The organism is Flexivirga oryzae (assembly GCF_014190805.1).
In the GTDB taxonomy this organism is placed as follows: Bacteria; Actinomycetota; Actinomycetes; order Actinomycetales; family Dermatophilaceae; genus Flexivirga; species Flexivirga oryzae.
On the sequence record NZ_JACHVQ010000001.1, the window covers coordinates 183,007 to 208,116 of the forward strand.

Here is a 25,110-nt window from a genome sequence, read left to right on the forward strand (position 1 = left end):
GTTTCCTCGCGTTGGCGACGAGACGGGCCGCACACCAAGTTGGTGTGCGGCCCTGACGGTTGCTGGTCTCAGCGGTTGAAGGACTCGCTCAGCAGTTGTTCGCGCTGCTCGTCGTGGCGCTTGTGCGAGCCGGTGGCCGGGGCCGCGGACGCCGCACGCGACACCAGCCGCAGCGGGCGGGTCTCGCCCAGCGGTGCGAGCAACTCGGGCAGGTTCAGCGCCATGAACGGCCAGGCACCCTGGTTGCGCGGCTCGTCCTGCACCCAGACGACCTCGGCGTTCGGGTACTTCGCCAGCTCGGTCGCGATCTCCTGCGCCGGGATCGGGGCGAGCTGCTCGACGCGCACGATGGCCGTCTGCTGGTCGCCGCGCTTGGTGCGCTCGGCCTCCAGGTCGTAGACGACACGCGAGGACGCCAGCAGCACCCGGGTGACCTCGGTGTTGTTCAGCTGCGCCTGGTCGGCGAGCACCGGCTGGAAGCGTCCGCTGGTGAAGTCCTCCGTGCTGGAAGTTGCGGCCTTCACCCGCAGCAGTTGCTTCGGTGTGAAGACGATCAGCGGCTTGCGCGGGCGAGCCGCTGCCTGGCGACGCAGCAGGTGGAAGTACGACGCCGGCGTCGACGGGTAGGCGACCGTCATGTTGTCCTCGGCGAACAACTGCAGGTAGCGCTCGATGCGCGCCGACGAGTGGTCGGCGCCCTGGCCCTCGTAGCCGTGGGGGAGCAGCAGCACCACGGAGGAGCGCTGCGCCCACTTCTGCTCACCGGAGCTGATGAACTCGTCGATGATCGTCTGCGCGCCGTCGGCGAAGTCGCCGAACTGCGCCTCCCACAGCACCAGCGCGTCCGGCCGCTCCACCGAGTAGCCGTACTCGAAGCCCATCGCGGCATACTCGCTCAGCAACGAGTCGTAGACCCAGAACCACGCCTGGTCCGGCGACAGGTAACGCAGCGGCGTCCACTCGTTGCCGTTGGTGTGGTCGATCAGCACCGAGTGGCGCTGCACGAACGTGCCGCGGCGGCTGTCCTGCCCGGCGAGGCGCACCGGGGTGCCCTCCATCAGCAGCGAACCGAACGCGAGCAGCTCGCCCATCGCCCAGTCGATGCCGCCGCTGGTAGTCATGTCCGCGCGCCGCTCCATCAGCTTGGCGAGCTTCGGGTGGACGGTGAAGCCGTCGGGCGGGCTCACCCACGTCTTGCCGATCCGCAGCAACTCGTCGCTGCTGATCGCGGTGTCCAGGTAGCTGCCGTCCGCCCGGGAGTCGTCCGCCTCCTGCGCCGACGGGCGCTCCAGGCCGCCGTGACCCTCGGCGTCGGTGCCGACTGAGCTGTCCGCCGCCGGTGCGGAGGCCTCCTGCTTGGCCGCCTTGGTCTCGGTGAAGACCCGCTCCAGTTGCGCCTGATAGTCCTTCAGCGCGGCCTCGGCCTCGTCCGGGGTGATGTCGCCGCGGCCGATAAGGGCCTCGGTGTAGAGCTTGCGGACGCTGCGCTTGGACTCGATTAGCTTGTACATCATCGGCTGCGTCATCGACGGGTCGTCGCCCTCGTTGTGGCCACGGCGGCGGTAGCACACCATGTCGATGACGACGTCGCGGTTGAACTTCTGGCGGTATTCGAATGCCAGCTCCGCGACACCGACGCACGCCTCCGGGTCGTCCCCGTTGACGTGGAAGATCGGCGCCTGCACCATCCGCGCGACGTCGGTGCTGTATGTCGAGCTGCGGCTCTGCGACGGCGCCGTGGTGAAGCCCACCTGGTTGTTGACCACGATGTGGATCGTGCCGCCGGTGCGGTAACCGCGCAGCTGGGACAGGTTGAGCGTCTCGGCGACAATGCCCTGGCCGGCGAACGCCGCGTCACCGTGCATCAGGATCGGCAGCACGGTGAACGCCGCACCGGCCAGGTTGATGCGGTCCTGCTTGGCGCGGGCGATGCCCTCGAGCACCGCGTCGACCGCCTCCAGGTGCGAGGGGTTGGCGGCGAGGTAGACGCTCGTGCTGTTGCCCGCGTCGGAGGTGAAGGTGCCCTCCGTGCCCAGGTGGTACTTCACGTCGCCCGAACCCTGCACCGACTTCGGCCGCGGGTTGTCCTCGAACTCCCGGAAGATCTGCCCGTAGGACTTGCCGGCGATGTTGGCCAGCACGTTGAGGCGGCCGCGGTGCGGCATACCGATGCAGACCTCGTCCATGTCGTTGTCGGCGGCCTCGGAGATGATGCGGTCGAGCATCGCGATGACCGACTCGCCGCCCTCCAGCGAGAAACGCTTCTGCCCGACATACTTCGTCTGCAGGAAGGTCTCGAACGCCTCAGCGGCGTTGAGCCGGCGCAGGATGCGCAGCTGCTCGGCGCTGGACTGCTTCTCGTAGCCCTTCTCGACCTTGCTCTGGATCCACGCCCGCTGCTCCGGGTCCTGGATGTGCATGTATTCGATGCCGATCGAGCGGCAGTAGGCGTCGCGCAGGATCCCGAGGATCTCGCGCAGCTTCAGGAACGGCTTGCCGCCGAAACCGCCGGTCGGGAAGGTGCGGTCCAGGTCCCACAGCGTCAGGCCGTGGGTGGTGACCTCGAGGTCGGTGTGCGCCCGCTGCTTGTATTCGAGCGGGTCGATGTCGGCCATCAGGTGACCGCGCACCCGGTAGGCGTGGATCAGCTCCTGGACGCGCGCCACCTTGTTGATGTCGTCGTCGTGGCCCGCCTCGATGTCCTGCACCCAGCGGATCGGCTCGTAGGGGATCTTCAGCGACTGGAAGATGTCGTCGTAGAAGCCGTCCTCGCCGAGCAGCAACTGGTGCACCACGCGCAGGAACTCGCCCGAGACGGCGCCCTGGATGACGCGGTGGTCGTAGGTCGAGGTCAGCGTGATGATCTTGCTGACGGCGTTCTTGTTGAGCGTGTCGACGCTCGCGCCCTGCCACTCGGCCGGGTATTCGAGCGCGCCGACGCCGATGATTGCCCCGGCGCCCTTCATCAGGCGCGGGATCGAGTGCACCGTGCCGATGCCGCCCGGGTTGGTGAGGCTGATCGTGGTGCCGGCGTAGTCGTCGAGGGTCAGCTTGTTGCTGCGCGCCTTGCGGACCATCTCCTCGTATGCCGCCCAGAACTGCGCGAAGTCCATCTCCTCGGCGCCCTTGACGCTGGGCACGACGAGGGTGCGCGACCCGTCTTCCTTCTGCAGGTCGATCGCCAGGCCGAAGCCGACGTGGCCGGGCTTGATGAGGGTCGGCTTGCCCTTCTCGTCCTCGCCGAGCGCGTAGTTCATCTCCGGCACCAGCTTGAGCGCCCGGATGATGGCGTAACCGATGATGTGGGTGAAGCTGACCTTGCCACCACGGCTGCGGGACAGGTGGTTGTTGATGACGATGCGGTTGTCGATCAGCAGCTTGGCCGGGACCGCGCGCACGCTGGTCGCGGTCGGGACCGTGAGGCTGGTCTCCATGTTGGAGACGATGCGGGCGGCGACGCCCTTGAGCGGCACGCTCTGGTCCTCGGCGGGGCCGACCTCCGGCACCTTCGGTGCGGACGCGTCGCGCGCGATGACCTTGCCCTCGGACAGCTCCCAGTCCTTGGGGTCGGGGCGCGGTGCCTCCTTGGGCGCCTGCCGGGCGGCGCCCTTGGGCGGCTCGGGGGCGGCGGGCGTGGCGGGGGCCGCAGGCTTGGTGGCCGGGGCGCTCTGTGCTGCGGGGGCCGCCGGTGTCGCGGCGGGGGCCGCGTCCGCCGTGGCGGGGGTGCTCGTCGTCTGGCCGTTGCCGACGGGCGTGGTGCTGGGCCGGTAATCCTCGAAGAAGCTCCACCACGCCTTGTCGACGGAGTTCTTGTCCTGTTTGTACTGCTCGTAGAGCTCGTCAACGAGCCATTCATTGGGTCCGAATGTCGCGAGGGGGTCAGGCGACTGGGATGACACGCGAATGCGCCTCTTTCGTCAAGGTCGGCACGGCCATGCTGAGGATGTCCGGCTATGCGGGTTTCAGGCGTATGACGACAGGAGTCGGCATACAGATCCAGCGTAACGTGAAGGGGCAGGTCCGCCACACCTGGTCCACGGTGTGTGCTATGGAGAATTTTCGCGGTTTTTCCGGCGTGTCGTCCGTAGACCGGTGGATGTCGTGGGTGACCGTCGGTCCGTGCCCGCAGGCGATGCTTGACCAGCATCGAATCGCGACATATCGTGTTTGACGAACACGCGATATGTCGCGAAGTGTGCACCGCGGTGGCTGAGTAAGGGTGAGGCGTTGCATTGAGTAGCCGGCGAGGAACGAGCCGGCGTATCGAAATGCACGAGCCCGCATCGAAGTCCTGCGGTCTCCAGAACGACGACGAGGAGAGAACGACATGGCGCAGCAGTGGGAGATCAGCGACCCGAAGTTGCTCGACGTGGGTGGCGAGGGCGAGCGTGTCGCCGCGCTGACCGTCGCGCTGATCGGGGGGCACGTCGACGTGGTCACCCACACCGACTCAGGTGCTGCCAGCGTGGAGGTTCAAGAGGTCGTCGGGCCGCCGCTGAAGGTCACCTGGGACGGGCACAAGCTCGAGATCAGCCACGTCAAGTCCGAGGGATCGAGCATGTGGGAGACGATCAAGGGCCTCGGCAGCGGCTCCGGACACGTGCGCGCCCGGGTGTCGGTCTCCATCCCGAACGACGCCAAGACCAGCATCAACACGGTGAATGCCGGAGCGGTCGTGAGCGGCATACATGCCAACTCCTCGCTCAACACCGTCAGCGGTGATGTGGCGGCCGACGACCTCGACGGCCGCATCGAGATCAACGGCGTGTCAGGCACGTTCGAGGGGCGCAACCTGCGTGGGCGGCTCGAGGCCAACACCGTCTCCGGGGCGATGACCGTGCATCACAGCGCCCTCGACCCGATCGAGCTGAACGGCGTCTCCGGTGACATCACGCTCGACCTGACCGACTTCCGGACGCGGGTGGAGTCCAACACGGTGTCCGGTGACGTGACGGTGCGGGTGCCGCAGGGCGGCGGCTACCGGGTGAAGGTGTCGACGATGTCCGGCGCGGCCATCGTCGACGGCATGAAGCTGGGCGGTAAGTGGCACCGCGGGGGAGAGGCGCGTGACGGCGACGAGTCGTTGCGGATCTCGGCGAACTCCATGTCCGGCGACGTCGTGGTGTTGCGGGCGGCGCCCGCGGCCGGACCGGACCTGTCCAAGGATCCGTCATGAGTCCCGTTTTTGCGCACGGTCAGCTGCGGCTCTACCTGCTCGCGCTGCTCGCCGAGGGGCCGCATCACGGCTACGAGATCATGCGCGATCTCGAGCAGCGGTTCAACGGGCTCTACACGCCCAGCGCCGGCACGGTGTATCCGCGACTGGCGAAGCTGGAGGAGGAGGGGCTGGTCCGCCGCAGCGACGACGGGCGGAAGGCGACATACACCCTCACTGACGCGGGGCGGGCCGAGGTGGAGGCGCGGCAGGACGACCTGGGCGACCTCAAGGTCGACCTCGACCGGTCGGTCAGCCAGCTCGCCGATGAGGTGCGCTCGCGGGTGAAGGGGGAGGCTGCGGACCTGCGTGCGGAGCTGAAGGCGGCTGCGCAGGAGGCGCGTCGGGCGGCGCGGCCGGTGTCGAGTGCGCCGCCGCGCGGCGGGCACGACGACTTCGAACGCGCCATCAACCAGTTGCGGGAGACGACGCGCAAGGTCGTGCGTGCGAAGAAAACGACCGAGGCGGTCCGTGACGAGGTGTTGCGGATCGTGCAGGAGGCGCAGCGGCAGGTGGACCGGCTGCGGTAGTGCAGTAGCGCTCGTTGGCGAGCGCACGTCTCCCCGGTGGGATGCCGGTGCGGTTTTGCCGGGTTTCGGCGTGCTGGCGGCGGACAATTATGACTTGCAGTGAATATGGCTCTCGTGACATAATTGTGCATGATCATTGACGCTCCAGCCGAGTTCTGGGACTGGGTTGAGCGGCTGGAGCGCGAAGCATCCGGCGGTAACGACAAGGCGGTTGAGAAGCTCGACCTTGTCCAGGCGCTCCTGGAAGAACTGGAGGAGTTGGAAGAAGCGCCGTCAAAGGGCAACGAGACGGCGACCCTGAAGTGGGTGCGGCAGTCGAAGAGGTATCTCGTCTGGCGAGTCTCGCATCCGTATCGGGTGGGAGTGGCCATCAGATTGATTTGTTGGTTCCCACCAACCGATGCAAACACTGTGGTGGTCGCGCTCTTCGCCGGTGACAAGGCGCGCATCGGCGACGTCTTCTACAACGGCGTCGGGGATCGATCCGATCCGCTGATTGATCAATGGAAACGCGAAGTAAGAAGGAGCAACCGGCATGAGTGACAAGCAGGCTGCCGCAGCCGGCCCCAGCCGTGGTTTCCTACGCGGAAACGAGCGCCTCGCCAGGCTTCGGGAGCGACCCGGCGCAGCGCAGCGAGTGGGTGAAATCCGAAGTCAGATGCGCGATATGAACCGCATCTATGCCAAGAGCCTGGCCGATATCCGCAAAGCAGCCGGTCGCACCCAGGTCGACGTTGCCGAGCGCCTGGGCGTCGGTCAGAGCGTCGTCTCGCGGACCGAGCGCAGCGACGACATGCTCCTGTCGACGTTTGGCAGCTACCTGGCGGCGACGGGCGCGGACTCGGCTAGCATCGTCGTCCACGTCAACGGTGTGGATGTCGAGTTGGACCTTCTGGGAACGCCAGGCGGCGAGGAGGGAGCGGCGCGAAGAGGATGACGTTGGCCCAGATGTCCACCGGACTCAGCTCGCGCTCCGACGGGAGTGTCATCGTCGACCTGGACCGGTCGGTCAGTCAGCTCGCCGATGAGGTGCGCTCGCGGGTGAAGGGGGAGGCTGCGGACCTGCGTGCGGAGTTGAAGGCGGCTGCGCAGGAGGCGCGTCGGGCGGCGCGGCCGGTGTCGAGTGCGCCGCCGCGCGGCGGGCACGACGACTTCGAACGCGCCATCAACCAGTTGCGGGAGACGACGCGCAAGATCGTCCGTGCGAAGAAGACGACCGAGGCGGTCCGTGACGAGGTGTTGCGGATCGTGCAGGAGGCGCAGCGGCAGGTGGACCGGCTGCGGTGACGCGCGTTGCGGGGATTGCGGCGGGGTTCCGGGTTGCGGGGTTCCGCGCGGGCGAAGGTCTCCACAGGGGAGAGGTACGTGCGGGATTTCCGGGTTAAGGCGTACCGGAGTCCCCACTGGGTCGGGGTATGACCAGTTTCGGGCCGGGTACGGTCAGGATTGCTATTCTGTCTAGAATGTCTAGTCCGAGATTGACTTGTATGTCTAGGTTGGAATAGACTACGATGCGTGAATCGCAGAGACGTCATCAAGAAGATCAAGAAGGCGGCCAAGGACGGTGGCGTCTCCTGGGAACTTCGCGAGAACGGCAAGCGTCACGACCTGTACGACCTTGATGGCGTGATGATCCCGATCCCGCGACACAACGAAATCACCGAGCAGATGGCCGAGATCATCTGGAAAGAATGCGAGAGCAAGCTAGGACAAGGATGGTGGCGCAAGTGAAGATCCATGCGAACGCCAAGCGTGACGGCAAATGGTGGCTCGTCTACGTCCCCGAAGTCGACCGCTGGACGCAGGCTCGCACCCTCGCCGACGTCGGTCCCATGGCAGCAGAGCTGGCGGCGCTCATGCTCGGAGTCAATGAAAACCAAGTCGAAATCGAAGACATTGTGATCGAGCTGCCCGAGCATGTCCGCCAACGCCTGGCCGACGCGGAACGACTCCGCAAACAGGCCGCTGAAGCCAACCACGCAGCAGCCCAAGCATCGCGCGACGCCGCCCGCGAGCTGAAAGCAGACGGGCTCACCGTCCGAGACATCGGCAGGGCACTCGACGTGTCATACCAGCGCGCCCACCAACTCGTATCGTCCTGATGTGTTTGCTGTGACAAATTGAGGGGTCAGCGCTCCGTGGCACAAAGGCTGGGGGAGGTATGTGCGGGGCGCGGGACCTCGACACGCCCTCGCCTATCGGCTCGGGCGGCTCGGCCACCGCGGGTTGCGTATTCGGCCACCGTGGCTCGGGCGGCTCGGCCACCGCGGGTTGCGTATTCGGCCACCGTGGCTCGGGCGGCTCGGCCACCGCGGGTTGCGTATTCGGCCACCGTGGCTCGGGCGGCTCGGCCACCGCGGGTTGCGTATTCGGCCACCGCGGCTCGGCTGTGGTCGGGGCGGGGGCGGTAGCCGCGGGACCTCGACACGCCCTCGCCTATCGGCTCGGGCGGCTCGGCCACCGCGGCTCGGCCACCGCGGCTGGGCCACCGCGGCTCGGGTTACTCGACTCGCGACCACTCATGACACGATGACCGCGACATGTTGGTGGAATGGCTTCTCGTCCTCGCCGGGGTTGTGCTGACCGTCGGCACAGCGCTGTTCGTCGCTGCCGAATTCAGTCTGGTCGCGCTCGACCGGCCGACGGTGCAGCGTGCGGTCGACGAGGGGGACGGCCGGGCCGGGCCGGTGCTGGCCGCGCTGCGCCGCTTGTCGACCCAGTTGTCGGCGGCGCAGGTCGGCATCACGATCACCACGCTGGTGCTCGGTTATCTGGTCGAACCGTCCCTCGGTTCACTGCTCGAAGGTCCGCTGGAATCGATGGGCGTCTCCGAGGGGGCGTCGGCGGCCGTCGCGACACTGGTGGCGTTGGTCATCGCGTCGCTGTTCTCGATGATCTTCGGCGAGCTGATCCCGCAGTTCCTCGGCATCTCCGCACCGCTGCCGGTGGCCAAGGTCATCGCCCGGCCGGTGCGGATCTTCGCCACGGTCACCAGGCCGCTCATCGTCATCCTCAACGGGTCGGCCAACGCCGTGCTGCGGATGCTCGGCATCGAACCGCAGGAGGAGCTGAGCGCAGCGCGGACGCCGCAGGAGCTGGCGTCGATGGTGCGCCGGTCCGCCGAGGCCGGGACCTTGGAGGAGGGCACCGCCCGGCTGCTCACCCGGTCACTGGACTTCGGCGAGCGCACCGCCGCCGACGTGATGAGCCCCCGCGTGCGGTGTGCGTATGTCGAACGCGACGCGACTGCCACCGACGTCGTGGACCTCGCGCGGAACACCGGGCATTCGCGCTTCCCGGTGCTCGGCAACGACTGGGACGACGTCGTCGGCGTGGTCCACGTCAAGAAGGCCATCGCGGTGCCGCAGGACCGCCGGGAGGACGTCCCGGTGACCGCGCTGATGATCAGGCCGGTGCTGGTGCCCGAGACGATGCGGCTGGACCCGCTGCTGCTGTTGCTGCGCGAGGGCGGCTTCCAGCTGGCGATCGTCATCGACGAATACGGCGGCACCTCAGGCGTTGTCACGCTCGAGGACGTGATCGAGGAGATCGTCGGCGAGGTGAGCGACGAGCACGACCCGCGCGTCGACGCCAGCCGACTGCTGCCGGACGGGTCCTGGACCGTGCCCGGCCTGTGGCGACCCGACGAGGTGCACGACCGCATCGGGGCGGTCATCCCCGAAGGTGCCTACTACGAGACCGTGGGTGGGTTCGTCATGTCGGCGGTCGGTCGCGTACCGCAGGTCGGTGACGAGGTCGCACTCGACGGCTGGACACTGCGGGTGGTCGCCATGGACGGACGACGCGTCGACCGGGTGCGGATAGCGCCCGTCATACAGCCGGCGGAGGAGGTTGCCGAATGAATCTCCTCCTGTCATTGGTATTCCTGCTCGGGAACGCGTTCTTCGTCGGTGCGGAGTTCGCCGTGATGGCCGCCCGGCGCTCCCAGCTCGAACCGCTCGCCGCCGCCGGATCCAAACGCGCCAAGCTGAGTCTCGAAGCGTTGGAGAAGGTTTCGTCGTTGCTGGCCTGCGCGCAGCTCGGCATCACGGTGTGCTCGGTCCTGCTCGGTGCCGTCGCCGAGGACGCCCTGCACCACCTGATCGAGCCGATCTTCACCGGCATCGGAGCTCCCGACGGGGTGTCGACCGTCGTCGCCCTGCTTCTCGCGCTGTTGATCGTCGCCTACTGCCACGTCGTGCTGGGCGAGATGGTGCCGAAGAACCTCGCGATCGCCGGACCGGACCGCGCGGCACTGCTGCTCGCGCCGGCGCTGCTGTGGATCACCAAGGTCCTGGGGCCGATCATCCGCGCAGTCGAAGCCATCGCGAAATGGGCCGTGCGCAGGTTCGGCGTCGAGCCGAAAGACGAGGCCACGTCGGCGTTCTCGGCGGAAGAGGTTGAGCTCATCGTCGCTGAGTCGCAGCGTGAGGGGTTGCTGCAGGAGGAGCAGTCGGCACGTGTGCAGGGCGCGTTGGAGTTCACCGACCGGGTCGCGTCCGACGTCGCGGTGCCGGTCGACGAGCTGGTCACCGTGCGAGTGGGTGCGACTCCGGAGGACATCGAACGGCTGGTCGCCAAGCACGGGTTCTCGCGGTTCCCGGTCATCGACCGCTCCGGGGTCATCGCGGGGTATGTGCACCTGAAGGACGTCCTGTACGCAACGGACGAAGCGTACGGCGAGCCGGTGCCGCCTCGGCGGATCCGCCTCCTGGCGACCGTGGCACCGACCGATGACGTCGACGACATGCTCGTGACCATGCAGCGCAGCGGCGCTCACCTGGCCCGCGTCGTCGACGGCAATGACACGGTGCTCGGTGTCGTCTTCCTGGAAGACGTGCTCGAGGAGCTCGTTGGTGAGGTCGAGGACGCCACTCAGCGGTAGGGACGCCGGGGTCTCGATATGACTCGCCCCGCTCGACCAGCGCGGCGGGGGATTTATTGCACGGACCCGGCTTTGGGTATCCGAATTCCGAGACAGAGTGCCTCATGATCTGGTCTGCCCTATTCTCTAGTAATTCCGTCGGTAAAGCCGATAAACTAGGGAAAAGAGATTGGACATGAACGGACACCGAACACGAGCACGTCGCGCCGCGGCGATCATGGCGGCCGGTGCATTCGCGCTCGGTGCCACGGCATGTTCCGCGAGCAGCAGCAGCGGTGGCGGCGGTGGAGGGTCGCAGAAGGTCGCGATCGTCGGCTTCTCCGTGCTGAAGCCCGGGTATGACGCGCTCGCTGCCGCCTTCAAGGAGACCCCCGCGGGCAAGGGGGTCGGCGTCTCGGAGTCGTTCGGCGCGAGCGGCTCGCAGAGCAAGGCGGTCGCCAGCGGCCAGCCGGCCGACTACGTCGGCTTCTCCCTGGAGCCGGACATGACCCGGCTCGTCCCGAAGTTCGTGGATGCCTCCTGGAACAAGGGAGCGACCAAGGGCATCGGCTCCACCTCTGTCGTGGTGATCGCCGTCCGACCGGGAAACCCGTTGCACATCAAGGGCTGGGACGACCTGATCAAGCCGGGCGTCAAGATCGTGACGCCGAACCCGGCGACCTCCGGCTCCGCCAAGTGGAACATCCTGGGTGCCTACTCGCACGGGCTGCACAAGGGTGGCACCGCCGCCGCCAAGTCCTACCTCGCGAAGTTCTTCGCGCACGTGGTGAGCAAGCCGGACAGCGGCGCGGACGCCACCACCGCGTTCCTCGCCGGGACTGGCGATGTGCTGATCTCCTACGAGAACGAAGCGATCGCAGCCCGTCAGGCCGGCAAGAAGCTCGACTACGTCGTGCCGTCGGATACCTTCAAGATCGAGAACCCGGTCGCCGTCACGAAGTCGGCGTCCCCGGCAGCAAAGAAGTTCCTGTCCTTCGTGCAGAGCGACGCGGGCCAAAAGGTGTTGGCAGGCGTGGGTTTCCGACCGCTGAACGCAGCTGATGTGCCGGCGAAGATCGAGGGAGCGAACAACCCGACGAACCCCTTCCCGAAGGTGTCGCAGCTGGAGACCATCAGTGACCTCGGCGGCTGGTCGACGGTCGACACGAAGTTCTTCGACGAGAAGACCGGCATCGTGACCAAGATCGAGGAGGGGAATGGGTGACAGCGCTCGACATACGACCAGAACCCGCGACGACCACGTCGCGCGGTGACGACGGCGAGGAGCGGGCCCGACTGCGGCTGCCCTCCGGCGCAGCCCTGGGTGTCTCGACCCTCTGGCTGAGCCTGTTGGTGCTCATCCCGCTGGCGGCCGTCGTCGTGAAGGCCTTCGGTGGTGGCTGGTCCGGCTTCTGGGACGCGGTCACCGCTGAACAGGCAATGGCCTCACTGCGATTGACCGTCGCCACGTCGTTGATCATCACCGTGATCAACGCGGTGATGGGCACGGTCGTCGCATGGGTGCTGGTGCGCGACGAGTTCAAGGGCAAGCGACTGCTCGAGATCGTCATCGACATACCCTTCGCACTGCCCACCATCGTCGCCGGCCTGGTGCTGATCAGCGTCTACGGCCCATCCAGCCCGATCCACCTGGACATCTACGGCACCCGGTTGGCGGTGGCCTTCGCGCTCGTGTTCGTGACGCTGCCGTTCGTCGCCCGAGCGGTGCAACCGGTGCTCGAGGAGCTCGACCCCGAGGTGGAGCAGGCTGCTGCCTGCCTCGGGGCGAGCCGGCTGACGACCTTCCGCCGCATCGTGCTGCCGCAGCTGACACCCGCGATCGCCTCCGGCGCTGGCCTCGGATTCGCCCGCGCGATGGGGGAGTACGGCTCGGTGCTGCTGATCAGCGGCGGCCTCAACCACACGCAGGTCACGTCGCTCTATGCGTACGGGCGCATCCAGAACTACGACTTCGTCGGCGCCGCAGCCGTTTCCACGGTTCTGCTGGTCGTCAGCCTGGTCGTGCTGCTCAGCCTGGATGTGCTGCAACGAAGGGCGCGGCGCCGTGGCTAGCGCGGTCGCGACCCGAGGTCGCCGCGGCCGGATCGGGCTGCGGGCGCTCGCGCTCGGGTATGTCGGCATCCTGGTCGCCGTACCCCTGGTGGTCATCGTTGCGCGGGTGATCGGTGACGGCTGGACCGAGCTCGTGGATGCGCTCACGTCGCCGACAGCGGTGACGGCATACCGGCTGACGCTCGAGGTATCGGTCGTCGCCGTGGTGCTCAACGCGGTCTTCGGTGTCGTGTTCGGGATCCTGTTGACCCGCTACCGCGTGCCCGGCAGTCGCTTGTTGAGCGCGCTCGCAGACCTGCCGGTCGCCGTCTCGCCGATCATCGCCGGCCTGGCACTCGTGCTCGTGTACGGGCCCGTCGACGGTTGGTTCGGTGCCGGGCTGGCCGACTCCGGCATACAAGTCATCTATGCGTTGCCGGGCATGATCCTGGCCACGACGTTCGTCTCGTTCCCGTTGGTGCTGCGCGAGGTGGTGCCCGTGCTGCAGGAGGCGGGGACCGAGATGGAGCAGGCGGCGAAGGTGCTCGGGGCGAGCGCGTGGCAGCAGTTCGTCAGGATCACGCTGCCCACGATCCGGCCGGCGCTCGTCTACGGTCTCGTGCTGAGCCTGGCCCGCTCCCTGGGCGAATTCGGTGCGGTACGAGTGGTGTCCGGCGGGATCAGCGGTGACGGGCAGACCCAGACGCTGACCCTGCTGATCCAGGACAAGTACCAGCAGCTCGAAGGCGGCACCTACCAGATCGCGCTGTTGCTCGTCGTGATCACGGTTGCGGCGATCGTCACTGCCTCGCTGCGCAAGGACAAGAGAGGAACGACATGAGTATCGAGGCGCTGGGCATCAACAAACGGTTCGGGGACTTCGTCGCGCTCGACGACGTCAGTCTGACCGTCCCCTCGGGACAGCTCACCGCACTGCTCGGGCCGAGCGGTGGCGGAAAGTCCACGCTGCTGCGGATCATCGGCGGACTCGAGGACGCCGACTCCGGGGTCGTGCGGATCGGCGGTGTGGAGGCGACCGATCTGCCGGCGCAGCGGCGCAACGTGGGATTCGTCTTCCAGCACTATGCCGCGTTCAAGCATCTGTCGGTCTACCGCAACGTCGCCTTCGGGCTCGAAGTGCGTAAGCGGCCCAAGGCCGAGATCCGCGAACGTGTCCACGAACTGCTCGAGTTGGTGCACCTCGACCAGTTCGCCGATCGGCTGCCCTCGCAACTGTCCGGTGGTCAACGGCAGCGTATGGCGCTGGCGCGCGCGCTCGCGGTCGAGCCGAAGGTGCTCCTGCTGGACGAACCGTTCGGCGCCCTGGACGCGAAGGTGCGCAAGGAGCTACGTGACTGGCTGCGCAGGCTGCACGACCAGGTCCACGTGACAACGGTTTTCGTGACTCACGATCAGGACGAGGCGCTCGAGGTGTCCGACGAGATCGTCGTGATCAACCACGGGCGGGTGGAGCAGGTCGGCACGCCCGACGAGCTCTACGATCACCCGGCGAACGACTTCGTCATGGGATTCCTCGGCCCGGTCACGGAGTTCGACGGTCGGCTGGTGCGTCCACACGACCTCGAGTTGTCCGACCATCAGCTGGACGGGTCGGTGCAGGCGAAGGTGGAGCGCCTGAACCGGGTCGGCTTCCAGACCCGCGTCGAGCTGCAGATCCCGAACGGGTCGTCGTGGGCGCAGCTGTCCCGGGGGCAGGCTGATGCGCTCGAGCTGGAGCCCGGTGGACTGGTCTGGGTGCGGCCGCCGCGCTGAGCCCTGGCGGGTGTATTGCTCCGGCAATGCGAAGATGCTGCCGTGCAGATCTCGGCGAAGAGTGAATATGCGGTGCGGGCGCTGCTGGAGCTGGCGGTCCGGGAACCGGAGCTGGTGAAGGCGGACACGATCGTGGCGAGTCAGGACTTGCCGCGCAAGTTCGTGGAGTCGATCCTGTCCGAGCTTCGTCGTGCCGGTCTGGTCCGCAGTGTCCGCGGCGCCGACGGCGGCTACGGGCTGACCCGGCCGGCGAGCCAGATCACCGTCGGGGCGGTGATGCGAGCGGTCGACGGCCCGCTCGCGGAGGTCCGTGGCCTGCGTCCGCACGAGACGACCTACGAAGGCACCGCGGAGCACCTTCCCGAGGTGTGGATCGCGTTGCGTGCCAACGTGCGACGCATCCTGGACGAGACGAGCCTGCAACAGGTGCTCACCGGCAAACTGCCGGCGCACGTGCGTCGGTTGAGCGAGAACGCGGAGTCCTGGTTGCCGCGCTGAGTCTCCCGGTGTTTGCCTGGGCGGGTTAGCGTGAACGGTGCAAGCCCGTCTCGGGCCATCGATCGAGGGACCACGTGATGTCGGCATACCCTGTCCTGCTGCACACCGTCATCGACGCCCCGGACTGTCGTGCGCTCGCGGAGTTCTACCGGCGGTTGCTGGGGCTGCATTACCGCGCGGGGGAGGAGCCGCCGGGTAGCGGGGAGGATGACGCCGACTGGCTGGTGCTGCTGAACGACGCAGGCCAGCGCGTCGTGACGATCCAGCAGAAGACGGACACCACCGCCCCGACCTGGCCATCCGAGGACGTCCCGATGCAACTGCACATGGACTTCACAGTGCCGTCGGTGGACGAGTTGAAACGGCACCGGGCGCGCGCCATCGAGCTCGGCGCGCGGGAGTTGTTCGATCGTTCGGCCGACGAGGGCGAGCCGCTCTACGTGCTCGCCGATCCCGCCGGGCATCCGTTCTGCCTGCTGGTCCAGTAGCGAGTGAGGTGCGCCGGCCGCGCCCGCCATGCCGCGCCGGCCGAGTAGCCCCCGCGCTGGCCGAGTTGCTGTCACGCCGCGCCGGCCGAGTAGCCGCCGCGCTGGCCGAGTTGCTGTCACGCCGCGCCGGCCGAGTTAGCTGTCACGCCTCGCCGGCCGAGTAGCCCCCGCGCTGGCCGAGTTGCCGCCATGCCGCGCTGGCCGAGTAGCCGTCATGCCGCGCCGGCCGAGTAGCCGTGGGGGAGCGCAGCGGAGGAACGGCGTATCGAGGTCGCGTCCCCCGGGTGGTCGAGTCGGCGACCCCGCTCCCCCCGCGCTGGCCGAGTAGGCGAGCCCGCGATATTGCGGTGGCCGAGTAGGCGAGCCCGCAAGGGCGAGCCGTATCGAGGTCCGCGCGTGCGTCACCGACCCCGCGAGCCGATACGTTTCGGGGCAAACGTATCGAAGAAATGTTCGCACACCCTCTGTACTTCCTGAACGTCACCCGATAGAATCATGACAACGAAACCACCTAGGGGAGAGGGGGACTCGATCACCGTGGCCATCGACTCACCCTTGCGCATCCCCGGTCAACCGGCACCGGTGGAAGCGGATACGACTTGCTGGGACGGGCCCGATCCCGCCCGGCGGCCGGAGCCGGGCCTGGGGCCACGGCTGGCCGAGCAGGTGAGGGCCGTGGCCGACGCGCTGGACCAGCTCCCTCGCGTGTTCGACCAGCTCGGCGAAGACCAACTCACCGACCTGGTCAGTGTGTTGCTGGGTGTGCAGGAGCGGGCCGGGCAGGTCGCCACGCTGGCGACGGCGAACGCGTGCGAACGGGGTGTGGTGGATGCCTCGGACGCGGCCAACACCACCGGGTGGGTGCGCGCCCGGGCGCGGGCCGCCGGGACCAGTATCGAACCCTCGGCCGCCAGTACGGTGTCGGTGGTGGCCGAGGCGTGCCGGGACCGGCGCAACCACGTGATCGCCGCGGCGGTCCGCGACGGGTCCTGCACCCTGGCCACCGCCCGGACCGCGTTGCGGCAAACCGCGAAAGTCGCCGAAGTGTTACCGACCGCGGCCCGCGAAGACATCCAATCCTGGTTCCTGCAACTGGACCCGGCGCTGGGGTCCCGAGGCGTGACGGAACTGACCCGGCGGATCATCGCCAACTATGCCGCGGACAAACTCTCCGGGGAGGACGCACACCTGGAGAAGGTGGAATCATTGACCTGGCGGACGTTGCCGACCGGGATGATCCGGTTGATCGCCGACCTGTGCCCCGCCAACGCCGCCATCCTCAAACAAGCCATCAACGCATTGTCCGCACCCCACCCCGCCCAGCACAAAGACACCAGCACCACCGAGACCACGGGCGAGACCGCCACCAGCCAGCAAAGCGACCCCACCGGCGCCACCGGCGCCACCGGTGGTGCCGCGGGCGACAGTGAGTCCGGGCCCACCCACGACGCGGACACCACTGCCGATGACCTCCAGGACACCACCGGTGACGCTGGTGACGCTGGTGGCACGACTGGTCACGCCGGTGCCGCGTTCGGCCTGCACCCCGACGTCCAGCACGACGACTGCGACGGTGACGTCGACGGCGCGGCCTCCGGCGCCACCAGCAACGGTGCCACCAGCACACGCGGCACCAGCACCGGCACCGTGCCCGAGCGGGTGCGGGATGAACGGACGCCGGGTAAACGGCGGGTGGACGCGCTGATGGACCTGGTCGCCGCGGGCGCCAAGACCGTGTGCGGGGACGGGATGGGCATCGGTGCCGGCGCCACCGTGTTGGTCACGATGGACCTGCACCGGCTCCTCACAGACTTGGACGGTGCGATCACCATCGGCGGGGAGATCCTCGACGCGGGTACCGCCCGGAGGTTGGCGTGTGATGCGGACCTGATCCCCGTCGTCCTCGGCACCAAGAGTCAACCCCTGGACGTGGGGCGTGAAAAACGGTTGGCCACCACAGGGATACGGGCCGCCGTCGTCCACCGAGACATGGGATGCACCTTCCCCACCTGCGACCGACCTCCGGGTTTCTGTGAAGTGCACCATGTGCTGCCCTGGTGGGCCGGCGGCGACACTGCTCTGAGCAACTCTGCCATGCTGTGTCGGCGACATCACCAGATCGTGCACCGCCACGGCTACACCGCCACCATCACCGCCGACGGCGTCACCTGGGACCTGACCGAAGGCGCCATGCCCGGCTGGGCCGCCGACAAAGTCGCCTGACCACCGGGACGGTGCGGGACCTCGATCACGGTCTCGCCTAACGGCTCGACCTACTCGGCCACCGCTGAAATCAACGCCGCTGAAATGGCCGGTGCTGAAATGGGTTGCGCGGGGCAATGACTCGGCCAGCGCGGGCGCGGGACCTCGATGCGGGCTCGTTCCTCGCCCTTACTCGGCCACCGCGGGAATGGCCGGGCGCTGAAATGGCCGGTGCTGAAAGGGGTTGCGCGGGGTGATGATTCGGCCGCCGCTGGTGTGTGCGGGGCCTCGATCACGGTCTCGCCTAGCGGCTCGACCTACTCGGCCACCGCTGCTTACTCGGCCACCGCTGCCTACTCGGCCACCGCTGCTTACTCGGCTAGCGCGGCTACTCGGTCGCCGCTGGGCGCTGGGCGGTGATGACGATGTTGCTGATCGAGGGGCCGCCTTCGGGGCGCTCGAGGCAGGTGATGATCACCAGGCGATCCTTCACTGAACTCCACACGTTCGCGGTGGACGCGAGCTCGTTCTTGCGGACCGCCTGCCATCCCGTCACCCGGTACGAGACACCCGCAACCTTGACGACCGCGCCGGTGCCGACGGTGGCGGTGCCGCGGGAGATGTTCGTCAGGTAGTTCCCCGGGGCGGTTGCGCCGCCGGTGGTCGAATGCATCACCACGTAAGCGGTCCCGCGGTCGGCATTCTTGGGGGAGACGGCCAGGTTGCGGATCCGGTATGCCGACGTGAACCGGGTGGCGTGACCTCACCGCCGACCTCGTCGAGGGCACCCAGCGGCACGTTCAGACCGACCGACGGCACCACGAAGCGCTGACCGGCATGCTGGTCGACCGCGTGTGACTTGGAGATCGGGATCGGGGTGACGCCCGGATCGAACGCGGCCGGGCGACCGTTCATCCCCGTCGCGACCGACGCCGGTTGCGCCGAACTGCCGCCCCGCGCCGTCAGCAGACCGGCGAGCACCAGACAGATCGCCGCGACCGCCGCCAGCACACCGGCGGCGATGCCGAAACCCCCGCGCGACTTCATCGACTTCCGCTCTCCTCAAATGCCACCCGGCGCGATGCACTCGACGGCCCGGCACCCCGGTGTGGTGTATGCCTAAGGTAAGCCTACACTTCATTAGGCAAGCCTTAGCTAACTGGATGGCCGGATGGCCGGAAACGAGGAAACGCAGCCGTGGAAGTCCATACCTCTCCGTGGTGGAGAAAGATCCTGCCGTGTCTGGCGGCCCTCGCGCACGGGGGTGCTGCTCGCCAACGTGTCGTCGCTCGGGCTCGACGGCAACCGGGTCGGCGGGCAGGGCCTTGCCTTCGCGAACCTGCAGTTCTCGGGGTCGGCCGCCAGCGGTGGCACCGCGTCGGTGGCGCTCACCTCCGCCGGTGCCAACGCGTTCGCCGGCTTCTACACCGCGGGCGAGGCAATGGATTCGCTGACGCTGTCATTCACCGGTGCGCGCAGCGCATCGACGAAACAGGTGTGCCAGAACGCCGACGGCGAGACCGTCCCGGGTGGCGGCTCCGGTGGTGCGGCCGGCGGTGCCAGCGTGAACACCGGTGGCTACACCCCGAGCGGCGCCGGTGGCTCCGGTCACGCCGCGGACTTCGGTCTGGCCGGTGCCGGTAGCGCGGTGCTCGCACTGCTGATGGTGGCGCTGCGCCGGCGTCAGCTGGCACGGCGGTAATGAAGAAGCAGTTGAGGCCGGCCGCCGCGACGCTCGTCGCGGCGGCCCTGCTGCTCACCGGCTGCGGGACCTCGTCCGGCGGTGGCGGCCCGGCGACGTCGCCCTCGGGGGTGTCGACGTCGACCGGTGCCGCCTCCTCGGATGGAACGGCAACCGCTGGAACCACAACCGCCGGGACGACGACCACCGCCGCGGCCGACACCATCAACGCGCTGACCGCGACCGGACCGGCCGAGGCACGGACCGTTCCGGACATGAAGCCGATCATCACGAACGCGTCACCGGTGCTGCCCGCAACCGTCAAGGACTCGACCGGTAGGACCATCACGGTGCAGCACGCCGAGCGGGTGATCGCGCTGGACCTCTACGGCACGCTGACCGACACCATCATCGGTCTCGGGCTGCAGGACCGGTTGGTCGGTCGCGGAGTGTCCGACACGCAGCAGACCTTGCGGCACCTCCCGGTTGTCAGCAAGGACGGCGTCGACCTCAACACCGAAGCGGTGCTGAGCCTCAAACCGGACCTCGTGCTGACGAACATGACGATCGGATCCGCGGACGACTACCGGCAGCTCGAAGCGGCAGGGGTGACCGCGCGTGGGGGATTCCGTGGCGGGCGGCTCATCGTGGTCGGCATCGCGGTGAACGCCATTCTGACCGCGCTGGATTCGTGGATCGTGCAGCGCACGGATCACGACGTCGCGAGTGCGGCGAGCGGCTGGAACGCCGGCTCGCTCAACGGTGTGAGTATGTCGGATCTCGCGCTGCCGGCCGTCATCGTCGCCGGCTGCGTCGGGGTGCTCGTGCCGCTGGCGGGCGCCATCCAGCAGTCGACCATGGGTGACGACGTCGCGGCCGCGACAGGCGTCCACCTCGGCCGCTTGCGTCTGGTTCTGCTCGTCGTCACGGTCGCGCTGACGGCGACGGTGACCGCGGTCGCGGGCCCGATCGCGTTCGTGGCGCTCTGCGCGCCGCAGATCGGGCGCCGGCTGGTCGGCGCGTCGGGCGTGGCGTTGTGGCCGGCCGCGCTCACCGGCGCAGCGCTGCTGCTCTTCGCCGACATCGGCGCGCAGTGGCTGCTCGCGCCGCAGTCGTTGCCGGTCGGGGTGATGACGACGTCGTTCGGTGGGTGTTACTTGTTGTGGTTCCTGATCCGAGAGGTGCGAAGTGGGCGACGCTGAAGCTGCGCGGGGACTACTGACGCGGCACCTGCGTGTGGGGTATGGCGCGCGCACGGTCCTGCACGACGTCTCGGTGGCGTTCCCCACCGGTGCGCTGACCGCCGTCGTCGGACCCAATGGGTGCGGCAAATCGACACTGCTGCGGGCGATCTCGAGCCTGCTGCCGATCGAGGGCGGCGCGGTCCAGCTGGACGGGAGCGACGTCGGACGGCTGCGGCAGAAGGAGCGGGCGCGGCGGATCGGCTTCCTGCCGCAGGAGTCGATCGCTCCCGAGGGCATCATCGTGCGGCGCCTGGTCGCACGGGGGCGTTTCCCGCACCAGGGGTTGTTGTCGTCGTGGAGCATCCAGGACGCGGCCGCCGTCGACCGGGCCATGGGGGACGCTCGGGTGACCGACATCGCGGACGAACCCGTGGCGTCGCTGTCCGGCGGTCAGCGGCAACGGGTGTGGATCGCCATGGCACTCGCCCAGGACACCCCGCACCTGCTGCTGGACGAACCGACGACGTTCCTCGACGTCGCGCACCAGTACGAGTTGCTGCGGCTGCTGCGGCGACTCGTCGCTGATGGGCGCACCGTGGTGGCGATCCTGCACGACCTGAACCAGGCGGCCCGGTTCGCCGATCACCTCGTCGTGATGCGGGCGGGTGCCATCGTGAGCGAAGGCGCACCGGCCGAGGTGCTCACGCCGGAGCTGATGGCCGACGTGTTCGACCTGCCGAGCGTCGTCGTCCCCGACCCGGTCACCGGTCGGCCGATGATCGTGCCGGAGGCGATCGACGCGGAGGTCGAGATCAGCTGACCGGCTCGGCCACTGCGGCGGTCGCGGCCGAGGCGGTCTCCGCCATGGCCAGATCGGCGTTGAGTTGCGCGCCGGCCATTGCCCCGGCGGCCGCCGCGGCGCCGACCTGAGCGGACAGGTCGGTCACGTTCCCGGCCACCCAGACGCCGGGCGCCTCGGTGCGGCCGGTAGCGTCGGCGGGCACGTACACGCCCATTCCTGAGGGGTGTTCGACAGCAGACAGCCCCAGAGAGGTCAGTAGGTGGCCCCCGCGCGCCACCATGCGGGTGCCGACCGCGATCACCTCACACGGGACCACGCGGCCGTCCGCGAGGGCGACACCGGTGACCGCGTCATCGGCCGCGACCACGGACCGCACCGGTCCGTCGACGATCTCGACACCGCGCGCGTTCAGCTGTTGCAGCTGCTCGTCCGGAAGCTCGACACCGTTGAGCAGCAGGGTGATCCGGTCGGACAGCTGCCGCCACAGCACCGAGAGGTGGAATGCCGACGGCGCCGGCGCCAACACCGCGATCGACCGGTCGCGAACCTCCCAGCCGTGGCAGTAGGGGCAATGCACCAGGTCGTCGCGGCCCCAGCGCCCGGCGAGGCCGTCGACGTCCGGCAGCTCGTCGGTGAGCCCGGTCGCGAGCAGGATGCGGCGCGCATGCGTGCGTCGGCCATCACCCAGGACAATGGCGAATCCCGCGCCGTCGCGGTCGATTCCGGTTACCTCGCCACTCGCGACGACGCCGCCGTAGCGGCGCACGTCCGCTGTGCCGCGCGCCAGGTACTCGGCGGGCGGCATGCCGTCATACCCCGGCAGTCCGTGGATGCCGTCGGCCGGCGCGTTGCGGGGTGTGCCGGAGTCGATCACCGCCACGAAGCGCCGCGACCGTGCCAGCATCAGCGCGCCGCTCAACCCGGCGGCGCCGCCACCGATCACCACGACGTCGTAGTCGTCCCGGAGTTCATCTGTCATCATACCGATGAGCGTGCGACGAGCGGATAGCGAATGGCAAGCGACGTTGCTGATATGGCAAACTGCCAGGTATGGCGACGGATGACCTCGAGAGCGCACTGACCGCGGTCGGACCACGGTTACGGCAACTGCGCGAGCAACGCGGATTGACCCTGGCCGAGGTGGGTAGGACGACCGGCATCGCGGTGAGCACGTTGTCCCGACTGGAGTCCGGCGGACGCCGCCCGACCCTCGAGCTGCTGCTGCCGCTGGCGAAGACCTACCGTGTGAGTCTGGATGAGCTGGTCGATGCCCCGCCGACCGGGGATCCGCGAATCAACCTGCGTCCGATAAGGATTCACGGCCAGACGATGGTGCCGCTGAGCAGCCGGCCGGGCGGGATCCAGGCGTACAAGTTCGTCATACCGGGGCGCAAGCGGCCGCAGCAGCCGACGCTGAAGACCCACGAGGGCTACGACTGGATCTACGTGCTGACCGGCAACCTGCGGCTCGTGCTGGCCGAACACGACCTGGTCCTCAAGGCGGGGGAGGCGGCGGAGTTCGACACCCGCACGCCGCACTGGTTCGGCGCGGCCGACGAGCACCCGGTCGAATACCTCAGCCTCTTCGGCAAGCAGGGGGAGAAGGCGCACGTGCGGGCCAGACCGCGCCGGGCACGTGACAATTGACCTCCGAGCAGTCGATGGCCGAGCAGTCGGTGGCCGAGCTTGTCGAGGTCGAGCAGTCGATGGCCGAGCTTGTCGAGGTCGAGCAGTCGATGGCCGAGCTTGTCGAGGTCGAGCAGTCGATGGCCGAGCTTGTCGAGGTCGCGAACCGGAGGTGGTCGAACCCGGTCATGTCCTGTGCGCCGGTTCAGGGTTCGACCGGCTCGGCGGCCAGGGTGGTCAGGTCGATGACGGCCTCGGTCTCGTCATCGACGATCTCTCCGGTCACTCGGCCGCCCAGGCCGAGGTAGAACTCCCGCGGGCCGCCTCGGCCCTCCGCGAACGTCGTCGTCATGTGGGTGTTGCCCTCGGCGAGCAGACGTCGCGCCAGAAGGCGCAAGGCCTGACGGCCGATACCGCGCCGCTGGTGCCGACGGTCGACCAGCATCCGCCACAGGTAAGGGCTCAGCATCGACGGCGACCGGTCGGCATACATCAGGAAGCCCACGCGCTCGTCGTCGGCCATGACTCCCAGCAGGACGGGGACGAGCCGGCCGCCGCGCCATACGTCGGGGAACAACGCGTCCGTGTAGGAGTCGCTGACGCTCGCGACGAACCGGCGCTGCGACCAATGCCCCTCGACCGCGCGCCAGGCCCACGCGCTGTCGGAATCGATCGGCACCAGCGAAACCTCGCCCGGCGAGCCTTGCGGACGGTCCCGCCAGGCGCGCCACTCGTCGGCGGTGACGGCGTAGCACGTCGCGTCGGTCCGTTCGCCGCGCCGCACCACGCCCAGCCGCGCCTCGTGCTCATGGACCAGGCCGATCGCCTCCAGCAGGCGTAACGCTGCGATGTTGCCCGGGTCCGTGGTGGCGGTGATCCGGACGACGCCCAGGCGATCGACAAGGTCGGCCACCACCGCCAGCGCCGCCTCCCGGGCGTAACCGCGAGACCAGTACCGGCTGCTGAGGGTGCAGTCGATGCTCGCTTGCTGCCCCTTGTCGTCCAGCAGCAACGCGAGCTCGCCCACATGCTCCCCACCGACGTCGATCGCCAGATGGGTACGTCCGCCGCTGGTGATGTCGTCGAGCCGATCCTGACCGGACAGCCACCCGGCCATGCCCGCGACGTAGGGCATCGGCCAATCCTGGGTGGCAGCGACCTCCGTCTCGTTGCGGTGGGCGCACAGGGTGTCCACGTCGCTGCTGCGCATCAGGCGCACCGTCAGCCGAGCCGTGTGGATCGGATACCCGCTCACATCCTCGCCCCTCCTGTACGGCAGAGCTTCACGCCATTCGCCACGGAGTCGCGGAGGCGTGGGCCGCGCGGACTGTGATCGCGAAAATCGCCAACTGCGACCGTCGATCGGTGACCGACACGGTACTGCATCACCGCCGCCCGGGACGGCCTGGTTTTACCGAAAGCCGGCTACGGCGCGTGGTGTCCGGCGCGACATGTTCGGCCTGCCCAGTCCAAGGCGCGGCGCAGCGATGTCCATGCGCGCTGCGAGGCTGCGAGTTCCTCGAGCAGCTTCATGTCGGCGCGAGCGATCAAGATGCGAACTGCCCCTGGTACTTCGTCGGGCGCTCCGCCAAGGCTGGGGCGACGTGCCAGGTCTAGAACGGTCTGCTCCGGCGTCGTGACCAGGGTCGCACCGAGTTCGGTGTTCATACGTTCCGCATCGAGGCGCGACGTGTCCCGTTTGACGAATCGGACAGCGGCAGCGCGATCCACCAGGGTGATCGTGTTTCGTTGGGCCGGCACAGCGACCACCGCCGCGCCGAGTGCGCGAGGGATGGCGCCGTGGAGGCGAGCCGCGGACAGGCCCATCAATACGGTGTTCGCAGGCCCGAAGTCCGCCGTTGCGATGCCCGCGGCGGCCGCCTCGAGCGTTGGCATCCACCCTGTGCCGGTCTGCTCCTGTGGCACGACCACGTAGTAACCGTGCGCGAGCTTGTGTAGTGCACCGCGGTGTTCGAGTCGACGTACCTCGCCACGTGGTTGCGCGTAAACGCCCTGGGCATCGCGCGGGCGGAGGGTGCGCATCGGAAGCGCCGCGAGTGCGCGTGGCACGGCGGACGTGGACGTAGTCGCCATCGTCAAATATTACGTAATTAGTTGGTTGAAAGCCAACAAATATCGTACTAATGATGATCCGTGGCTCGCACGATCGCTCGATCGTCCGCACGAATCGGGGT

The 25,110-nt window shown here is 68.2% G+C and carries 26 protein-coding genes; 20 read left to right on the forward strand and 6 right to left on the reverse strand.

Features of this window, described 5'->3' with window-relative positions; translation table 11 throughout:
- Positions 1-68 precede the first annotated feature (68 nt).
- Entirely contained in the window at positions 69-3,905 is a 3,837-nt protein-coding gene (locus tag FHU39_RS00885) for a multifunctional oxoglutarate decarboxylase/oxoglutarate dehydrogenase thiamine pyrophosphate-binding subunit/dihydrolipoyllysine-residue succinyltransferase subunit (RefSeq protein ID WP_183320803.1), read from the reverse strand.
- 422 nt (positions 3,906-4,327) lie between these two features.
- Between FHU39_RS00885 and FHU39_RS00890 the strand changes: the two genes are divergently transcribed.
- The 16 genes from FHU39_RS00890 to FHU39_RS00965 all read left to right on the forward strand — a co-directional run bounded on the left by FHU39_RS00890 (position 4,328) and on the right by FHU39_RS00965 (position 17,643).
- Positions 4,328-5,176 carry a DUF4097 family beta strand repeat-containing protein gene (locus FHU39_RS00890; protein ID WP_183318110.1) on the forward strand — a complete coding sequence of 283 codons (849 nt, stop codon included), beginning with the start codon at positions 4,328-4,330 and terminating at the stop codon, positions 5,174-5,176.
- The gene (locus FHU39_RS00895) at positions 5,173-5,745 is read left to right on the forward strand and encodes a PadR family transcriptional regulator (RefSeq protein ID WP_183318112.1); all 573 of its coding nucleotides are present in this window, start codon (positions 5,173-5,175) and stop codon (positions 5,743-5,745) included. The genes FHU39_RS00890 and FHU39_RS00895 overlap by 4 nt, the downstream gene beginning before the upstream one ends.
- Positions 5,746-5,874: 129 nt before the next feature.
- On the forward strand, positions 5,875-6,288 hold the full coding sequence (locus FHU39_RS00900) for a hypothetical protein (protein ID WP_183318114.1): 414 nt from the start codon (positions 5,875-5,877) through the stop codon (positions 6,286-6,288).
- On the forward strand, positions 6,281-6,682 hold the full coding sequence (locus FHU39_RS00905; protein ID WP_183318116.1) for a helix-turn-helix domain-containing protein: 402 nt from the start codon (positions 6,281-6,283) through the stop codon (positions 6,680-6,682). The genes FHU39_RS00900 and FHU39_RS00905 overlap by 8 nt, the downstream gene beginning before the upstream one ends.
- Positions 6,683-6,693: 11 nt before the next feature.
- Positions 6,694-7,032, forward strand: coding sequence for a hypothetical protein (locus tag FHU39_RS00910; protein ID WP_183318118.1), 339 nt, complete (start codon positions 6,694-6,696; stop codon positions 7,030-7,032).
- Positions 7,033-7,260: 228 nt separating this feature from the next.
- A complete protein-coding gene (locus FHU39_RS00915) occupies positions 7,261-7,476 on the forward strand; it encodes a hypothetical protein (RefSeq protein ID WP_183318120.1) in 216 nt (71 codons plus the stop codon).
- Positions 7,473-7,847 (forward strand): hypothetical protein, encoded by a 375-nt coding sequence (locus tag FHU39_RS00920; RefSeq protein WP_221185083.1) that lies wholly within the window; start codon positions 7,473-7,475, stop codon positions 7,845-7,847. The genes FHU39_RS00915 and FHU39_RS00920 overlap by 4 nt, the downstream gene beginning before the upstream one ends.
- Before the next feature lie 441 nt (positions 7,848-8,288).
- Positions 8,289-9,608, forward strand: a complete 1,320-nt coding sequence (locus FHU39_RS00925) for a hemolysin family protein (RefSeq protein ID WP_183320804.1) — start codon at positions 8,289-8,291, stop codon at positions 9,606-9,608.
- Complete coding sequence (locus FHU39_RS00930) at positions 9,605-10,630, forward strand: hemolysin family protein (protein ID WP_183318126.1); 1,026 nt, start codon at positions 9,605-9,607, stop codon at positions 10,628-10,630. The genes FHU39_RS00925 and FHU39_RS00930 overlap by 4 nt, the downstream gene beginning before the upstream one ends.
- Before the next feature lie 175 nt (positions 10,631-10,805).
- On the forward strand, positions 10,806-11,834 hold the full coding sequence (locus FHU39_RS00935) for an extracellular solute-binding protein (RefSeq protein WP_183318128.1): 1,029 nt from the start codon (positions 10,806-10,808) through the stop codon (positions 11,832-11,834).
- The gene (cysT, locus tag FHU39_RS00940) at positions 11,831-12,682 is read left to right on the forward strand and encodes a sulfate ABC transporter permease subunit CysT (RefSeq protein ID WP_343065679.1); all 852 of its coding nucleotides are present in this window, start codon (positions 11,831-11,833) and stop codon (positions 12,680-12,682) included. The genes FHU39_RS00935 and cysT overlap by 4 nt, the downstream gene beginning before the upstream one ends.
- Entirely contained in the window at positions 12,675-13,502 is an 828-nt protein-coding gene (locus tag FHU39_RS00945; RefSeq protein ID WP_343065680.1) for a sulfate ABC transporter permease subunit, read from the forward strand. Before cysT ends, FHU39_RS00945 begins: the two co-directional genes overlap by 8 nt.
- The gene (locus FHU39_RS00950; RefSeq protein WP_183318132.1) at positions 13,499-14,434 is read left to right on the forward strand and encodes a sulfate/molybdate ABC transporter ATP-binding protein; all 936 of its coding nucleotides are present in this window, start codon (positions 13,499-13,501) and stop codon (positions 14,432-14,434) included. The genes FHU39_RS00945 and FHU39_RS00950 overlap by 4 nt, the downstream gene beginning before the upstream one ends.
- A gap of 42 nt (positions 14,435-14,476) precedes the next feature.
- Entirely contained in the window at positions 14,477-14,932 is a 456-nt protein-coding gene (locus tag FHU39_RS00955; protein WP_183318134.1) for an Rrf2 family transcriptional regulator, read from the forward strand.
- A gap of 77 nt (positions 14,933-15,009) precedes the next feature.
- Entirely contained in the window at positions 15,010-15,420 is a 411-nt protein-coding gene (locus FHU39_RS00960; RefSeq protein ID WP_183318136.1) for a VOC family protein, read from the forward strand.
- 495 nt (positions 15,421-15,915) lie between these two features.
- Positions 15,916-17,643, forward strand: coding sequence for an HNH endonuclease signature motif containing protein (locus tag FHU39_RS00965; protein WP_183318138.1), 1,728 nt, complete (start codon positions 15,916-15,918; stop codon positions 17,641-17,643).
- Between the two features lie 367 nt (positions 17,644-18,010).
- Here FHU39_RS00965 and FHU39_RS23915 read toward each other — a convergent pair whose 3' ends face one another.
- Positions 18,011-18,298: a sortase family protein gene (locus tag FHU39_RS23915; RefSeq protein WP_246336127.1), complete on the reverse strand. Its 288-nt coding sequence runs from the start codon at positions 18,296-18,298 to the stop codon at positions 18,011-18,013.
- Complete coding sequence (locus FHU39_RS23920; protein WP_246336128.1) at positions 18,295-18,669, reverse strand: hypothetical protein; 375 nt, start codon at positions 18,667-18,669, stop codon at positions 18,295-18,297. The genes FHU39_RS23915 and FHU39_RS23920 overlap by 4 nt, the downstream gene beginning before the upstream one ends.
- A gap of 124 nt (positions 18,670-18,793) precedes the next feature.
- On the opposite strand from FHU39_RS23920, the gene FHU39_RS00975 reads away from it, so the two are divergent.
- From FHU39_RS00975 to FHU39_RS00985, 3 genes are read left to right on the forward strand one after another with little or no spacing between them, the layout of a single operon-like run.
- Entirely contained in the window at positions 18,794-19,324 is a 531-nt protein-coding gene (locus FHU39_RS00975) for an HtaA domain-containing protein (RefSeq protein WP_246336129.1), read from the forward strand.
- Positions 19,324-20,505, forward strand: coding sequence for an iron chelate uptake ABC transporter family permease subunit (locus FHU39_RS00980; protein WP_221185085.1), 1,182 nt, complete (start codon positions 19,324-19,326; stop codon positions 20,503-20,505). Before FHU39_RS00975 ends, FHU39_RS00980 begins: the two co-directional genes overlap by 1 nt.
- Positions 20,492-21,307: an ABC transporter ATP-binding protein gene (locus FHU39_RS00985; RefSeq protein WP_343065681.1), complete on the forward strand. Its 816-nt coding sequence runs from the start codon at positions 20,492-20,494 to the stop codon at positions 21,305-21,307. Before FHU39_RS00980 ends, FHU39_RS00985 begins: the two co-directional genes overlap by 14 nt.
- Here FHU39_RS00985 and FHU39_RS00990 read toward each other — a convergent pair.
- The gene (locus tag FHU39_RS00990) at positions 21,300-22,271 is read right to left on the reverse strand and encodes an NAD(P)/FAD-dependent oxidoreductase (RefSeq protein ID WP_246336130.1); all 972 of its coding nucleotides are present in this window, start codon (positions 22,269-22,271) and stop codon (positions 21,300-21,302) included. The two genes, FHU39_RS00985 and FHU39_RS00990, sit on opposite strands and share 8 nt — an antisense overlap.
- 68 nt (positions 22,272-22,339) lie before the next feature.
- Between FHU39_RS00990 and FHU39_RS00995 the strand changes: the two genes are divergently transcribed.
- The gene (locus tag FHU39_RS00995; protein ID WP_183318142.1) at positions 22,340-22,936 is read left to right on the forward strand and encodes a helix-turn-helix domain-containing protein; all 597 of its coding nucleotides are present in this window, start codon (positions 22,340-22,342) and stop codon (positions 22,934-22,936) included.
- Positions 22,937-23,120: 184 nt separating this feature from the next.
- Here the strand turns inward: FHU39_RS00995 and FHU39_RS01000 are convergent, their stop codons facing one another.
- Together FHU39_RS01000 and FHU39_RS01005 are read right to left on the reverse strand one after the other, a co-directional pair.
- Positions 23,121-24,170, reverse strand: a complete 1,050-nt coding sequence (locus tag FHU39_RS01000) for a GNAT family N-acetyltransferase (protein ID WP_183318145.1) — start codon at positions 24,168-24,170, stop codon at positions 23,121-23,123.
- A 170-nt stretch (positions 24,171-24,340) separates the two neighbouring features.
- Positions 24,341-24,958, reverse strand: a complete 618-nt coding sequence (locus FHU39_RS01005; protein ID WP_221185087.1) for a type IV toxin-antitoxin system AbiEi family antitoxin domain-containing protein — start codon at positions 24,956-24,958, stop codon at positions 24,341-24,343.
- Between the last annotated feature and the right edge of the window lie 152 nt (positions 24,959-25,110).

Coding starts and splice junctions, on each gene's coding strand:
- FHU39_RS00890 (WP_183318110.1), top strand. CDS start 4,328: ATGGCGCAGCAGTGGGAGATCAGCGACCCGAAGTTGCTCGACGTGGGT.
- FHU39_RS00895 (WP_183318112.1), top strand. CDS start 5,173: ATGAGTCCCGTTTTTGCGCACGGTCAGCTGCGGCTCTACCTGCTCGCG.
- FHU39_RS00900 (WP_183318114.1), top strand. CDS start 5,875: ATGATCATTGACGCTCCAGCCGAGTTCTGGGACTGGGTTGAGCGGCTG.
- FHU39_RS00905 (WP_183318116.1), top strand. CDS start 6,281: ATGAGTGACAAGCAGGCTGCCGCAGCCGGCCCCAGCCGTGGTTTCCTA.
- FHU39_RS00910 (WP_183318118.1), top strand. CDS start 6,694: ATGTCCACCGGACTCAGCTCGCGCTCCGACGGGAGTGTCATCGTCGAC.
- FHU39_RS00930 (WP_183318126.1), top strand. CDS start 9,605: ATGAATCTCCTCCTGTCATTGGTATTCCTGCTCGGGAACGCGTTCTTC.
- FHU39_RS00935 (WP_183318128.1), top strand. CDS start 10,806: ATGAACGGACACCGAACACGAGCACGTCGCGCCGCGGCGATCATGGCG.
- FHU39_RS00950 (WP_183318132.1), top strand. CDS start 13,499: ATGAGTATCGAGGCGCTGGGCATCAACAAACGGTTCGGGGACTTCGTC.
- FHU39_RS00960 (WP_183318136.1), top strand. CDS start 15,010: ATGTCGGCATACCCTGTCCTGCTGCACACCGTCATCGACGCCCCGGAC.
- FHU39_RS00965 (WP_183318138.1), top strand. CDS start 15,916: ATGACAACGAAACCACCTAGGGGAGAGGGGGACTCGATCACCGTGGCC.
- FHU39_RS23920 (WP_246336128.1), bottom strand. CDS start 18,669: ATGAAGTCGCGCGGGGGTTTCGGCATCGCCGCCGGTGTGCTGGCGGCG.
- FHU39_RS00975 (WP_246336129.1), top strand. CDS start 18,794: ATGGCCGGAAACGAGGAAACGCAGCCGTGGAAGTCCATACCTCTCCGT.
- FHU39_RS00980 (WP_221185085.1), top strand. CDS start 19,324: ATGAAGAAGCAGTTGAGGCCGGCCGCCGCGACGCTCGTCGCGGCGGCC.
- FHU39_RS00990 (WP_246336130.1), bottom strand. CDS start 22,271: ATGATGACAGATGAACTCCGGGACGACTACGACGTCGTGGTGATCGGT.
- FHU39_RS00995 (WP_183318142.1), top strand. CDS start 22,340: ATGGCGACGGATGACCTCGAGAGCGCACTGACCGCGGTCGGACCACGG.
- FHU39_RS01005 (WP_221185087.1), bottom strand. CDS start 24,958: ATGCGCACCCTCCGCCCGCGCGATGCCCAGGGCGTTTACGCGCAACCA.